This is a genomic window from Azospirillum thiophilum, assembly GCF_001305595.1.
GTDB lineage: Bacteria > Pseudomonadota > Alphaproteobacteria > Azospirillales > Azospirillaceae > Azospirillum > Azospirillum thiophilum.
Genome location: NZ_CP012401.1, coordinates 2,435,767 through 2,448,756, shown reverse-complemented (window position 1 = coordinate 2,448,756; position 12,990 = coordinate 2,435,767). Strand labels below are relative to the sequence as shown.

The following is a 12,990-nucleotide window of genomic DNA, read 5'->3' as shown; positions in this document are numbered from 1 at the left end:
CCCGGGAGTCCCGATTTTATTCAGGATTCAGCGGAGATCAGATCGAGATACTTGAAATCATTCGAATAGGTAAGGCTGAAATCGCCTGATTTGCCATAACACAGGTTCAACTGTATGTTTTTATCGCCATCACCAATTCCGCTGATGATGAAGTTGGATTCAGACCCCCATCCAGGATATCGATAGTTTGACCCATAAAAGAAATGATCTCTGTTCAAATTTACATAGTATTTCTTACCGATGTAGTCCAATTTCATCTGAAAAGAACTGAAATCGTCCCAGTTTTTTTCGTCATAAAACCCGGAAAAAGTGGCAGTATCAGAAATTTTTACCTTTTTCCTAATATCGCTAAAGCTGCTGTCTATCAATTTTGTTCCATTTATTTCTAGATTTATTATTTCAATCTTTCTTCCGCAAACATTAGTAACGTTGATCACTCCCATTTCGCCATTCCTTTCAAGTTAAAATTCAAATGAAATTCAGATAATTTTCACTTTGCGATCTTCATATCTGAATTTTATTTTAAGTCCATGTATTTTAAATCATCACAATACGTCAATGGATATGAGTATTTCGGAGCGTAGTTAAGATTCAATTGTATTTTCTTTTCATCAACACTTAGTCCACTAAATATATAACCAACCTTTGATTCCAATCCCGGATAATGATGTGCTCCTCCACCAAAATAATGATCTCTGTTTAGATCAATTTTGTAAATTCTGTTCTTAACAGAAACTTCAATTATCAAGCGCTTGAATTTATCGCTTTCACTTTCACTATAATCAAAAATATTGGTATGAATTAATCCTATTCCCATATCACTATTAATAACTTCCGTATCGTTTATCTTTAGTTTTTTTACGATGAACTGAATTGAAGTCAGATTCGTAAGCCTGACATCCCCCATGATCAACTCCTATAACTGAAAATTACGGGCCAGACATTTGAAAAACATTTACAGGCGATACATTTTCCCTCAATAGCCATTGGTTCATATACCTATACGATCAACCGGAATTATACTCAATGCCTCTCTATGCAAATTTTTCATCCTATGGAGTCGGAATGAATCAATTTTTATTATAAGCGTGAAATTCAATTTCAACGCCTTCACTTGCTTCAATCGGCATAAAGGAAAAAGCGGCACAAGCCGGGGACTTCGACGGCTGCCGCGCCCCGGCGTCGCCGACGCCAACCGGCCCGCCCGGCGTCACCTGCCATGGCAGGCCTTCAATATCCGCGCAGCGGGAAGAAGACGGGGCGCCCTCCCCCATCGGGAGGGCGCCCCCATCACGCCCCCGTCGTCTTGGCCTGGGTCCGCTTCACGGCAGCCGGCGGCGGGGCGTCGCCGCTGGGATCGTCGAGCGCGCTCAGCAGCCGCTCCCGAATTTTCGCCAGCTTGCCCTCATGCGTCACCTTCAGGCCGAAGACGTCCTTCACATAGAAGACGTCGATCGCCTTCTCGCCGAAGGTCGAGACCTTGGCCGAGCTGATCTGCAGGGTCAGGCTCGACAGCGCCCGGGTCAGATCGTAGAGCAGCCCCGGACGGTCGCGCCCGTTGACCTCGATCACCGTATGGGTGGTGGAGGCGTTGTTGTCGATCAGCACGCGCGGCGGCACATGGAAGACGCGGGTGCGGCTGGCCTGGGCGGTGCGGCGGGTCGACAGCTCGTTCAGCGGCTTCAACTGGCCCGACAGCACCTTCTCGATCATCACCGACAGCCGGGCCAGCTTGTCGCCGCTCTCGAAGGCACCGCCGCCGGCCGCGTCCTGCACCGAGAAGACGTCGAGCGCCATGCCGTTGGTCATGGTGAAGATGCGGGCGTCGACGATATCGGCGCCGCTGGCCGCCAGCGCCCCGGCAAGGCGGGAGAACAGGCCGCTGTGGTCGGTGGCGTAGATCGTCACCTCGGTCACCGACCGGCCGCGGTCGACACGGGTGTCGACGGTCAGCGGCTGCTGCTGGCGCTCCGCCTCACGGACGATGCGGGCCTGATGACCCAGCGTCTCGGCATCGAAGGCAAGCCAGTAGCCGGGATAGCCCAGCCCCTTGTGATGCTCGAAGGCGGCGTCGTCGAAGTCGGTCAGCTCGGCCCGCAATGCGGCCTGGGCGGCCTGGATGCGCCGGCCGCGCCCCTCCACCGACATGCCGCCCGACATCACCTCTTCGGAACGGGTGTACAGTTCGCGCAGCAGCGTGGCCTTCCAATTGTTCCAGCGCTGCGGCCCGACCGCGCGGATGTCGGCCACCGTCAGCACCAGCAGCAGGCGCAGGCGCTCCGGCGACTGGACCAGCGCCACGAAGTCGCGGACGGTCTTGTCGTCCTCCAGGTCGCGCTTGAAGGCGGTGTGCGACATGGCGAGGTGCCAGCGCACCAGCCAGGCCACCGTCTCGGTCTCCTCCGCGGTCAGGCCCAGGCGCGGGCACAGCTTCTCGGCGACGCGGGCACCCAGCACCGAATGGTCGCCGCCGCGGCCCTTGGCGATGTCGTGCAGCAGCAGCGCGACATAGAGCGCCCGCTTCGACACCACCTTGTGGATCACTTCGGTCGACAGCGGCAGCTCGTCGGCATGGTCGCCCGACGCGATCTTGTGCAGGATGCCGAGCGCGAACAGCGTGTGCTCGTCCACCGTGTAGACATGGTACATGTCGTACTGCATCTGCGCCACCACCCGGCCGAAGTCGGGGATGAAGCGGGCCAGCACCCCGGCCTCGTTCATCCGGCGCAGCGTGATCTCCGGATCCTTCGGCCCGGTCAGGATGTCGAGGAACAGCCGGTTGGCTTCCGTATCGTTGCGCAGCTTCGGCCCGATGGCGGTCAGCGACCGGGTGATGGACCGCAGCGCCGCCGGATGGATGTCGATGTCGTTGATCTGGGCGGTGTGGAACAGGCGGATCATGTCGATCGGCTGTTCCTTGAACTGCTTGTCGTTGCGGGCGTTCAGCCGCTCGCCGTCGACGATGAAGCCGTCGACGTCCTTGCGCCGGGCGACCGAGGCCAGCCGCAGCAGGTTGAACTTGGGCGGCCGCTTGGATTCGGCCTCCAGCGCCGCGCAGAAGATGCGCGTCAGGTCGCCGACATCCTTGGCGACCAGGAAGTAATGCTTCATGAAGCGCTCGACGCCCTTGGTGCCGGCATGGTCGGTGTAGCCCATGGCGGCGCCGATGCTGGTCTGGACGTCGAAGGTCAGCCGGTCTTCCAGCCGGCCGGTCAGGTAATGCAGGTGGCAGCGCGCGGTCCACAGGAAGTTCTGCGCCTTGGCGAAGCGCTGCGCCTCCTCCGGCATCAGCACCTTCTTGCCGACCAGCTCGGCGACGCCCTCCACCCGGTAGAGATACTTGGCGATCCAGAACAGGGTCTGGAGATCGCGCAGGCCCCCCTTGCCGTCCTTCAGGTTGGGTTCCAGCACATAGCGGCTGTCGCCCATCTTCAGGTGGCGGGCGTCGCGCTCGGCCAGCTTGGCCTCGACGAATTCGGGGCCGGTTCCGGCCACGACCTCCTTGTCGTAGCGCTTGCGCAGCTCGGCGAACAGCTTGCCGGGGCCCCAGAGATAGCGCGATTCCAGGATGCCGGTGCGGATGGTGACGTCGGCCTTGGACTGGCGGATGCAGTCGTCGACGCTGCGCACGGCATGGCCGACCTTCAGCCCCAGATCCCACAGGATGTAGAGCATGTATTCGACCACCTGCTCTACCCGCGGCGTGCGCTTGTAGGGCAGCAGGAACAGCAGGTCGATGTCGGAGAAGGGCGCCAGCTCGCCGCGGCCGTAGCCGCCGGTCGCCGCCACGTCGAACACCTCGCCCGAGGTCGGGTTGGCGGTGGGGAAGATGAAGCGCACGGTGAAGTCGGCCAGCGTGCCGACCAGCCGGTCGGCCAGATAGCAGTTCTCGCGCACGCACTGCTCGCCCGACCCGCCGGCATCGAAGCGGCGCCGCACCTCGACCCGTCCGTCGGCCAGCGTCCGGCGCAGGCAGGCGATCAGCGCCGGGCGCAGCTTGTCGCCGGTGCCGTGCTCGGCGACCAGATCCTCAAGCTCCCCCGCCAGCTTGCGGCGGGAGATGATGGCTCGCTTGTTGGGGATGGCGGTCGGCTGGGCATCCGCCCCGGAATCCGACGGAGAGGCGGGCGGCGTCGGCGTCTTGGAGCGGGCGGACAGCATCGGGCGGCAGGAACCTCGACATTCGGGCGGTCAGGACTGGCCGCAGCATTCGCACTATAGCGGTAAAGCCTTCAGGTAGCACGCCCGCTCTGGAAAACCAGCCCTGCCGAAAGCCGGCGCCGCGGCGTCCGTTGCGCGGGAGTGACGGCCGTCACAGCCAAGGCGGCGCCGCGGCGCCAGAGTGGGGCCTGCACAGCGGTTTGCAGGAGGGACGGGCCATGACCGGCCGGAAGAATACGGAACGCGCGACGGGCGAGGCCTCCTTGAAGGCGCGGCGGGAACTGGCGGCGCTGAACGACGCGCTGACGCTGGCCGAGCGCGGCCTCGGGCGGCAGAGCCCGGCGGCGCTGATGGCCCGGCTGCTGCGGGTGGCGGCCATGCACCCGAAATCGGTCGACGACACGCTGATGTGGCAGGTCACCGACCTCGTCGCCGGAGGCGAGGTCGGCGAGGGCGTGAAGCTGACGCTGATCCGCATGGGCTGGGCGTCGATCGTCCAGGCGCAGTACAAACAGCAGGGGCTGCGGCTGGTGGTCGAACGGACGGCGGAGCGGGTGGCGGCCTGAAAGGATGACGGCTCGGGAGAGATGATCTGAGCGGTCTCCACCCGGCAAGATCGATCCGGCAAGGATTGCCCGCCGGCAGTGCCATCCGGCCTGCGGCCCGGCCATCCATCGGGACTCGTTGAGGTTGTTGCCTAGCATGGACTTTGCATCGCCGACCGGTGCGGCTGCCGGCGACGGGCCGCGCCACCGTGCAACCGGTCGGACGACCCAACGATGCAGATCAGCGGCTATCTCGCCAGCGTTCTTGGCCAATCGCAGCAATTCCGGTCCCGTGGAACGCGGAACGGTGACTCCTCCGACAGCGGGGGCATCGCCGGCGTGGCCGGGACCGCCGATGCGGGTGCCGCAGGTACGGCCGGCAGCGCCTCGTCCGGGACGCTCTCCTCCAAGGCGGCAAGCGCCGTCGACGACTTCCTTGCCGAAGCGAAGAAGACGCCGGCCCAGCGGATTCGCGACGATTGGCTCGCCCGCCACAAGATGACCGAGGAAGACCTCGCTTCGATGCCGGCCGAAAAGCGCGAGGCCATCGAAAAGGAGATCGCCGAGGAGATGAAGCGGAAGCTGACCGGCGACGACGCAAAGCGCGGCGCCGTGGTGAACCTGACCGCGTGACCTCCCCCTCTCCCCCCCTGGGGAGAGGGGACCCTGGCTGTGGATGAGGGGATGTTGGAGTGGGCGGCCGTCCCTTCTCTCAGGGCTCGCGCACCGTCACATGGACGTTGCCGCCGCCTTCGCGGTCCAGCAGGGTGGAAGCGCGTGCCTCCTGCTCCGCCGTGCCGACCCGCACCCACAGGATCACGCCGCCGGCCTCCAGCGCCCGGGTGAACTCGTCGGGCTTGGGGTGGCTGGTCAGCTCGTCCAGGTAATCCTTGATCGCGGCACCGCCGACGCCAGCCGCGACCACGGCCGCCAGCGCTGCCTCGATGGGGCCGCCGACGATGGCGATCAGGCCGGCGGTGGTCAGGGGAAAGGCGTATTTCAGCTCGCCGACCAGCCCGGTCAGCGCCTCGTCCCGCGGCTTGCTCCTGGTGTCGGCCGCCTCCAGCGAGGTGTGGCTGGCCAGCACCGACAGGTCGGCGCGGTCGAATCCCTCCGCCAGCAGCGCCTCGACCGCGCGGTCGAAACCGGCGCGGGTGGTGAAGAGGGCAACGACCTCCCGCAGTTCGGCGGGGGTGGTGTCTTCGGTGGTCTGGGTCATGGTGGCCGTCTCCCACAAGTCCGGCCCGGGTTTCCTCCCCGGGGTTTCATCCATTGTAGCGACCGGCTTCGAGCGTCCGTCAACCGCCATGGGGACGCAGCCGCATCCCAAGCGCCGCATCCGGCCTATCCCGCCGCGGCATCTCCCGTGCTAGGGTGCGCACCCGACAGTCACCCGCAACCGCCGCACGGTTTCCCTTGTCCATTTCCTCGTCAAACGCAGCCGACATCGTCATCCCCGCCGACGCCACCCCGATGATGGCGCAGTATCTGGAGATCAAGCGGGCGCATCCCGACTGCCTGCTGTTCTACCGGATGGGCGATTTCTACGAGATGTTCTTCGAGGACGCGGTGAATGCCGCCGCGGCGCTCGACATCGCGCTGACCAAGCGCGGCCAGCATCTGGGCGAAGACATCCCGATGTGCGGCGTCCCGGTGCACAGCCACGAGAATTACCTGCAGCGCCTGATCCGCCAGGGCTTCCGCGTCGCCATCTGCGAACAGATGGAAGACCCGGCCGAGGCGAAGAAGCGCGGCGCCAAGTCGGTGGTGAAGCGCGGCGTCATCCGCATCGTCACCCCCGGCACCCTGACCGAGGACAGCCTGCTCGACGCCCGCTCCTCCAACTGGCTGGCGGCGGTGGCGGAAACCGCGGGCGGGCTGGGGCTGGCGTGGCTGGAGATGTCGACCGGCGAGCTGGTGATCCAGCCGGTGGAGCGGGCCGGTCTCGGTGCCGCGCTCGGGCGGCTCGACCCGCAGGAGGTGCTGGTCTCCGAGAAGCTGGCGCAGACGCCGGAGCTGTTCGAGCTGTGGGGGGAGTGGAAGGCGCGGCTGACGGTGCAGCCCAACCCGCGATTCGACAGCGAGAACGGCCGGCAGCGGCTGCTGGCGCTCTATGGTGTCGGCACGCTCGACGCCTTCGGCAGCTTCACCCGCGCCGAGGTCGCGGCGGCCGGCGCGCTGGTCGGCTATGTCGAGCTGACGCAGAAGGGCCGGGTGCCGCGGCTGTCGCCGCCGCGCCGCGTCGGGCCGGGCGCGGTGATGGAGATCGACGCCTCGACCGGGCGCAACCTGGAACTGATCCGTACCCTGACCGGCGAGCGGCGCGGCAGCCTGCTCGCCACCATCGACCGCACGGTGACGGGGGCCGGCGCCCGGCTGCTGTGCGCCCATCTCGCCGCGCCGCTGACCGATCCCGCCGCCATCGGCCGCCGGCTCGACATGGTCGCGTTCGCGCTGACCGAGGAGCGGCTGCGCGGCGAGCTGCGCCACGCCCTGCGCAGCTGTCCCGACCTGGAACGGGCGCTATCGCGGCTGACGCTGGGGCGCGGCGGTCCGCGCGATGTGGCGGCGGTCCGCGACGGGCTGAGACAGGCGGCGGCGATCCGGCAGCTGCTCGGCACCGTCGGGCCGCTGCCGGAGGGGCTGGCGGCGCTCGACAAGCGGCTGGGCGAGCATGCGGAGCTGGTCGACCAGCTGACCCAGGCGCTGGCGCCCGAGCTGCCACTGCTGGCCCGCGACGGCGGCTTCATCGCCCGCGACTACAGCTATGCGCTGGACGAGCTGGTGACGCTGCGCGACGAGAGCCGGCGGCTGATCGCCGGGCTGCAGGGCAAATACGCCGAGATCGCCGGGGTGGCGTCGCTGAAGATCAAGCACAACAACGTGCTGGGCTATCACATCGAGGTCACCGCCGCCCATGCCGACAAGCTGATGTCGGACCGGGGCCGAGCGGTGTTCATGCACCGCCAGACCATGGCGAACGCGGTGCGCTTCGGCACGGTCGAGCTGTCGGACCTGGAGCGCCGCATCTCAGAAGCGGCCGACCGGGCGCTGGCGGTGGAACTGGAGCTGTTCGCCGGGCTGGTCGAGGCGGTGTCGGCCCGCGCCGACGCCATCGCCCAGGCCGCCCACGCGCTGGCGGCGCTGGACGTCGCCACATCGCTGGCCGAACTGGCGGAGGAACGGCGCTACAGCCGGCCGCTGGTGGACGACAGCCTCGCCTTCACCATCAAGGGCGGGCGGCATCCGGTGGTCGAGGCGGTGCTGGATTCCGCCCATGGCGGCCCCTTCGTCGCCAACGACTGCGATCTGGCGTCGGACAACCGGCTGTGGCTGCTGACCGGCCCGAACATGGCCGGCAAATCGACCTTCCTGCGCCAGAACGCGCTGATCGCCGTGCTGGCGCAGATGGGCAGCTTCGTCCCGGCCGAGCAGGCGCACATCGGCGTGGTCGACCGGCTGTATAGCCGCGTCGGCGCCGCCGACGACCTCGCCCGCGGGCGCTCCACCTTCATGGTGGAGATGGTGGAGACGGCGGCCATCCTGAACCAGTCGGGCGCGCGGGCGTTGGTGATCCTGGACGAGATCGGCCGCGGAACGGCGACCTTCGACGGGCTGTCGATCGCCTGGGCCTGCGTCGAGCATCTGCATGACGTCAACCGCTGCCGCGCGCTGTTCGCCACGCACTATCACGAGCTGACGATGCTGGCGTCGAAGCTGCCGGCGCTGTCCTGCCACACCATGCGGATCAAGGAATGGCAGGGCGACGTGGTGTTCCTGCACGAGGTGACGGCGGGGTCGGCGGATCGCAGCTATGGCATCCATGTCGCCAAGCTGGCCGGGCTGCCGGCGGCGGTGGTCGGGCGGGCCGACGAGGTGCTGAAGCTGTTGGAATCGGGCGACCAGAACGCCACCATCCACCGGCTGGCCGAGGATCTGCCGCTGTTCAGTGCGGCGCTGAAGCGGCCGGCACCGAAGGCGGAGGCTGCGGCGGTTGCGGTCGCCGGGCCGTCGGCGGTGGAGGAGGCGCTGGCGGGGATCGATCCGGACAGCCTGACGCCCCGGCAGGCGCTGGAGGAGCTGTACCGGCTGCGCGGGCTGATGCGGGGGCGGTAAGCCCCCTCCGACCATCGGGGTACCTCCGAAGATCCCACGTGTCACCATGCGGCGATGATTTTGTTCCAATCGGGCCGGTAATGACGTAACCTATTAAGGATAATTTTATTTCTGGTGAATTCGCACACCCATCGGTTTTGTAGGATGTCCGGTCCCGGCCACCCGTGGGCAGGGTTCGGAACTCCCGCCCGGATCGAATGAGGCGGAGATCCGCACATCATGGTACAGCGAGAGAGCATCCAAGAGGCACTGACCCGCCGGGCGGAAATGCTGCTGCAGAGAATGCAGCGGATCGTCGAATCCTCCAGGCCCGAGCATTTCGACATCGAAGCGGGACTGTTGAGCGACCTCATCAAGAACCCCGATTTTCCGCGCCCGCACAAATCGGCCTTCCAGGAGGCGGCCAAACAGTTGCAGCGGCAAGGTCACGAACAAACGACCGACCGGCTGCTGAGCGAAGCGGAAAACGGGGCGAGGTCGGGCGACCGGGCCGCCCGCGACCGCCTCGTCGCCAAGGCCAGGGAGGCGTTGTCGAAGGCGGTGAAGAGCGGTTCGGGCAAAGAGTTCCGAAAGGAGATGGAGAAGCGCCTTTCGTCGGTGGCGGCCATGGAGATCGCCCCGGCTCCTGTCCGGCAAAAACTGCGGAAACGCCAGGCCCAGGCACAGCCCCCCAACGGCGTCGAAAAGCGCAACACCATCCGCTACACCGAACCGGTCCTCACCGTCGCCATCAACCATGTGGAGTATCGGACGATCGACTGGTCGACCCGCGGGCTGCTTCTCGACGTCGGCCCCGCCGCGGTTCCGCTCATCGTCGGCGATCAGGTGCGCGTGGAGATCTCCTGCCCCAATGTCGAGATGCGTCATCGCCAACAGGCACGGGTGGCCCGCCGCGATGACGGCACGAACAGCCTGGCACTGGCGTTCCTGGACATCGACCCGGTGATCCTGGCCTTCCTCAAGGCCATCGAATGATCAGACGCTGATCAGACGGTGGGGCGATGCCAGCGGCCATCGCCCCTCACTGTGCCTGAACCAGCTCCCCATGCAGGGTGCAGGCGGCCTCGGCAAGCTCGACGAAGCGTTCGGTCACGTCGTCGGGCTGGGCGATCTTCGTGGGATCCTCGCCGGGGAAGGCCTGGGTGCGCAGCTTGGTCGCCACCACGCCGGGGTCGATCAGGTTGACCCGCACGGTAGAGCTCGACACCTCCAGCGCATAGGTCTTGACGATCATCTCCAGCGCCGCCTTGCTGGCGCCGTAGGGCATCCAATAGTGATGCGGCGCCCGGGCGGCGGCGGAAGTGACGAAGATGGCGCGGCCGGTGCCCGACGCCCGCAGCAGCGGGTCCATCGAACGGATCAGCCGGTAGTTCGCCGTCACGTTCAGATCCATCACCCGCGACCACAGCTTGGGATCATACTGGGCGACCGGACCCAGCGCCTCCAGCGCGCCGGCATTGCCGACGACGACGTCGAGCTTGCCGAAGCGCTGGTACAGCGCATGGCCGAGCTGGTCGATCCGGTCATAGTCGCGCAGATCCATCGGCACCAGCGTCGCCGACTGGCCCGACAGCTTCTGGATGGCGTCGTCGGTCTCCTCCAGCCCGCCGACGGTGCGGGCGACCAGGACCAGATGGGCGCCTTCGGCGGCGAAACGCTTGGCGACGGCGGCGCCGATGCCGCGCGAGGCGCCGGTGACGAGGGCGATGCGGCCGGACAGACGGGACATGGCGGAGACTCTGGCGTTGGACGTGGACACGCCCTCTCCCGCCCCGGGAGAGGGAGGGGACCCGCGCCGTCAGGCGTGGGGAGGGTGAGGGGTGATCCAAGGATTCATATGCGCTTCCTGCTCCTTGGATCGCCCCTCACCCCTCCCAAGCTTCGCTTGGGCCCCTCCCCTCTCCCGGGACGGGAGAGGGTGTTAAATCAGGCGCGGACGGCGACGTTCGCCTCGACCGGTGGGTTTTCCAGCGCGTCGGTCAGCGGGATCGGGTAGTCGCCGGTGAAGCAGGCGTCGCAATAGCCGAGATTGGCCGGGTCACGCTTCTCCTCGCCCATCGCGCGGTAGAGCCCGTCGAGCGAGATGAAGGCAAGGCTGTCGGCCTGGATGAACTCGCGCATCTGCTCCACCGTCATCCGGTGGGCCAGCAGCTTGCCCTGCTCCGGCGTGTCGATGCCGTAGAAGCAGGGGTGCGAGGTCGGCGGGCTGGAGATGCGCATGTGCACCTCCTTGGCCCCGGCGGCGCGCACCATCTCGACGATCTTCTTCGAGGTGGTGCCGCGCACGATCGAATCGTCGACCAGCACGACGCGCTTGCCCTCGATCATCGCGCGGTTGGCGTTGTGCTTCAGCTTGACGCCGAGATGGCGGATCTGGTCGGTCGGCTCGATGAAGGTGCGGCCGACATAATGGTTGCGGATGATGCCGAGGTCGAAGGGCACGCCGGCTTCCTGGGCGTAGCCGAGCGCCGCCGGGACACCGCTGTCGGGGACGGGCACGATGACGTCGGCGGGAACCCCGGCCTCGCGCGCCAGCTCGCGGCCGATGCGCTGGCGGGCCTCATAGACCGAGGTGCCCTCCATCACGCTGTCGGGACGGGCGAAATAGATGTATTCGAAGATGCACAGGCGGCGCTGCTGCGGCTGGAACGGGCGCATGCTGTGCACGCCGTCGCCGTCGATGACGATCATCTCGCCCGGCTCGACGTCGCGGACATATTCGGCGCCGACGATGTCGAAGGCGCAGGTCTCGCTCGCCAGCAGATAGGTGTCGCCGAGCCGGCCCAGCACCAGCGGCCGCACGCCGAGCGCGTCGCGCACGCCGATGACCTCCTTGGAGGTCAGGGCCACCAGCGAGAAGGCGCCCTCGACCTGCCGCACCGCCTCGATCAGGCGGTCGACCGGCGAGCCGCCGCGGGCGGTCGCCATCAGGTGGACGATGACCTCGGTGTCGGTGGAGGACTGGAACAGGCAGCCGCGGCGGACCAGCTGGCGGCGCAGCGTCTGCGCGTTGGTCAGGTTGCCGTTGTGGGCCAGCGCGAAGCCGCCGAACTCGAAATCGGCGTAGAGCGGCTGGACGTTGCGGATCGAGGTGTCGCCGGTGGTGGCGTAGCGCACATGGCCGATCGAGCTGGCGCCCTTCAGCTTGGCGATGATCGCCTCGGAGCTGAAATGGTCGCCGACCAGACCCAGCGTGTGCTGGAGATGGAACCGGCTGCCGTCGAAGCTGACGATGCCCGCCGCCTCCTGCCCGCGGTGCTGCAGGGCATGCAGGCCCAGCGCCGTGATCGCGCCCGCCTGCGGGTTGCCGTAGATGCCGAACACGCCGCACTCCTCGCGCAGCTTGTCGTCGTCGAACGGATGCGTCGTCAGCATCACCAGAAGTCCTTCGTCCAAGGAGGCGCCGGGGGGCGCGTCAGCACATGCAACGGGAAAATGCGATCCACAAACGTCGATCGCGCCGATCACTCAGCGGGCTTTGTTCTCCATCAGCCTTTCGAGGTCGGCGCGGTCGCGGTCCTTATAGCCGGTATCCGAAGGCTGCGCACCCCCGGTCTTCGCGGGGCTGGGCACCGGCGTCGACAGCCGGTCGAGCGCCTGCTTGGCCTCCATCGCCTGACGTGCGCGGTCGCGCGCGACGTCCATCTGGCCGAGACCTTCGCGGCGCAAATTATCGGGAACGACACCATAGAGCATCTCCGCACCGGCGGCCAGGAAGGGCCGGGTCTTGGCCTGCTGCAGCCACACCGGCTGTTCGGCCGGGTTCGGCACCAGCCACAGGAAGAACAGGTAGGCGATCGACACCAGCACCCCGCCCTTCACCAGGCCGAAGACGAACCCGAGCGTGCGGTCCAGCGCCGACAGCGACGAGGACTGCACCCCGCGCGACAGGCTGCGCCCGAGCAGCGACAGCACGATCAGCGCGACGATGAACAGGCCGACCGACGCGGCGGCATAGGCCAGCATCTCGAACCGGATATAGATCTGCACGTAGGGAAGGACATGGGGCAGCGCATAGAGCGTCACCACCGCGGCGCCGGCCCAGGCGGCGACCGACAGCACCTCGGCCACCATGCCGCGGCTGAAGGCGAGCAGCGCCGCCAGCAGCAGCACGGCGATGACGACGATGTCGACCGGATTGACGGGAAGAGTGTCCATGAACCTTGCG

11 protein-coding genes are annotated in these 12,990 nt (G+C 65.9%); 4 read left to right on the top strand and 7 right to left on the bottom strand.

Annotated features, from left to right (window positions below):
• Window positions 1-20: 20 nt before the first annotated feature.
• The 3 genes from AL072_RS34305 to AL072_RS11280 all read right to left on the bottom strand — a co-directional run bounded on the left by AL072_RS34305 (window position 21) and on the right by AL072_RS11280 (window position 4,161).
• The gene (locus tag AL072_RS34305; RefSeq protein WP_144428200.1) at window positions 21-443 is read right to left on the bottom strand and encodes a hypothetical protein; all 423 of its coding nucleotides are present in this window, start codon (window positions 441-443) and stop codon (window positions 21-23) included.
• Window positions 444-517: 74 nt separating this feature from the next.
• Window positions 518-907 (bottom strand): hypothetical protein, encoded by a 390-nt coding sequence (locus AL072_RS34300; protein ID WP_144428199.1) that lies wholly within the window; start codon window positions 905-907, stop codon window positions 518-520.
• A gap of 383 nt (window positions 908-1,290) precedes the next feature.
• Window positions 1,291-4,161, bottom strand: coding sequence for a [protein-PII] uridylyltransferase (locus AL072_RS11280; protein WP_045580253.1), 2,871 nt, complete (start codon window positions 4,159-4,161; stop codon window positions 1,291-1,293).
• Between the two features lie 218 nt (window positions 4,162-4,379).
• Between AL072_RS11280 and AL072_RS11275 the strand changes: the two genes are divergently transcribed.
• The gene (locus AL072_RS11275; protein WP_045580254.1) at window positions 4,380-4,727 is read left to right on the top strand and encodes a hypothetical protein; all 348 of its coding nucleotides are present in this window, start codon (window positions 4,380-4,382) and stop codon (window positions 4,725-4,727) included.
• 213 nt (window positions 4,728-4,940) lie between these two features.
• Entirely contained in the window at window positions 4,941-5,339 is a 399-nt protein-coding gene (locus tag AL072_RS11270; RefSeq protein WP_052709859.1) for a hypothetical protein, read from the top strand.
• Window positions 5,340-5,418: 79 nt separating this feature from the next.
• On the opposite strand, the gene AL072_RS11265 is transcribed toward AL072_RS11270, so the two are convergent.
• Window positions 5,419-5,925, bottom strand: coding sequence for a hypothetical protein (locus AL072_RS11265; protein WP_045582281.1), 507 nt, complete (start codon window positions 5,923-5,925; stop codon window positions 5,419-5,421).
• Between the two features lie 254 nt (window positions 5,926-6,179).
• On the opposite strand from AL072_RS11265, the gene mutS reads away from it, so the two are divergent.
• Together mutS and AL072_RS11255 are read left to right on the top strand one after the other, a co-directional pair.
• Window positions 6,180-8,822 (top strand): DNA mismatch repair protein MutS, encoded by a 2,643-nt coding sequence (gene mutS / locus AL072_RS11260; RefSeq protein ID WP_045580255.1) that lies wholly within the window; start codon window positions 6,180-6,182, stop codon window positions 8,820-8,822.
• Window positions 8,823-9,041: 219 nt separating this feature from the next.
• Complete coding sequence (locus tag AL072_RS11255; protein ID WP_144428198.1) at window positions 9,042-9,797, top strand: hypothetical protein; 756 nt, start codon at window positions 9,042-9,044, stop codon at window positions 9,795-9,797.
• A 46-nt stretch (window positions 9,798-9,843) separates the two neighbouring features.
• On the opposite strand, the gene AL072_RS11250 is transcribed toward AL072_RS11255, so the two are convergent.
• The 3 genes from AL072_RS11250 to AL072_RS11240 form a co-directional block, all read right to left on the bottom strand.
• The gene (locus tag AL072_RS11250; RefSeq protein WP_045580257.1) at window positions 9,844-10,551 is read right to left on the bottom strand and encodes an SDR family NAD(P)-dependent oxidoreductase; all 708 of its coding nucleotides are present in this window, start codon (window positions 10,549-10,551) and stop codon (window positions 9,844-9,846) included.
• A gap of 197 nt (window positions 10,552-10,748) precedes the next feature.
• Window positions 10,749-12,197, bottom strand: a complete 1,449-nt coding sequence (gene purF / locus AL072_RS11245) for an amidophosphoribosyltransferase (protein WP_045580258.1) — start codon at window positions 12,195-12,197, stop codon at window positions 10,749-10,751.
• Window positions 12,198-12,290: 93 nt separating this feature from the next.
• Window positions 12,291-12,980, bottom strand: a complete 690-nt coding sequence (locus AL072_RS11240; RefSeq protein WP_045580259.1) for a CvpA family protein — start codon at window positions 12,978-12,980, stop codon at window positions 12,291-12,293.
• Window positions 12,981-12,990: the final 10 nt, after the last annotated feature.

Excerpts from the sequence above, each read along its gene's own strand:
- AL072_RS11275 (WP_045580254.1), top strand. The coding sequence starts at position 4,380 with ATGACCGGCCGGAAGAATACGGAACGCGCGACGGGCGAGGCCTCCTTG.
- AL072_RS34300 (WP_144428199.1), bottom strand. The coding sequence starts at position 907 with ATGGGGGATGTCAGGCTTACGAATCTGACTTCAATTCAGTTCATCGTA.
- AL072_RS11250 (WP_045580257.1), bottom strand. The coding sequence starts at position 10,551 with ATGTCCCGTCTGTCCGGCCGCATCGCCCTCGTCACCGGCGCCTCGCGC.
- AL072_RS11240 (WP_045580259.1), bottom strand. The coding sequence starts at position 12,980 with ATGGACACTCTTCCCGTCAATCCGGTCGACATCGTCGTCATCGCCGTG.
- AL072_RS11270 (WP_052709859.1), top strand. The coding sequence starts at position 4,941 with ATGCAGATCAGCGGCTATCTCGCCAGCGTTCTTGGCCAATCGCAGCAA.
- AL072_RS11265 (WP_045582281.1), bottom strand. The coding sequence starts at position 5,925 with ATGACCCAGACCACCGAAGACACCACCCCCGCCGAACTGCGGGAGGTC.
- AL072_RS34305 (WP_144428200.1), bottom strand. The coding sequence starts at position 443 with ATGGGAGTGATCAACGTTACTAATGTTTGCGGAAGAAAGATTGAAATA.
- purF (WP_045580258.1), bottom strand. The coding sequence starts at position 12,197 with ATGCTGACGACGCATCCGTTCGACGACGACAAGCTGCGCGAGGAGTGC.
- AL072_RS11280 (WP_045580253.1), bottom strand. The coding sequence starts at position 4,161 with ATGCTGTCCGCCCGCTCCAAGACGCCGACGCCGCCCGCCTCTCCGTCG.
- AL072_RS11255 (WP_144428198.1), top strand. The coding sequence starts at position 9,042 with ATGGTACAGCGAGAGAGCATCCAAGAGGCACTGACCCGCCGGGCGGAA.
- mutS (WP_045580255.1), top strand. The coding sequence starts at position 6,180 with ATGATGGCGCAGTATCTGGAGATCAAGCGGGCGCATCCCGACTGCCTG.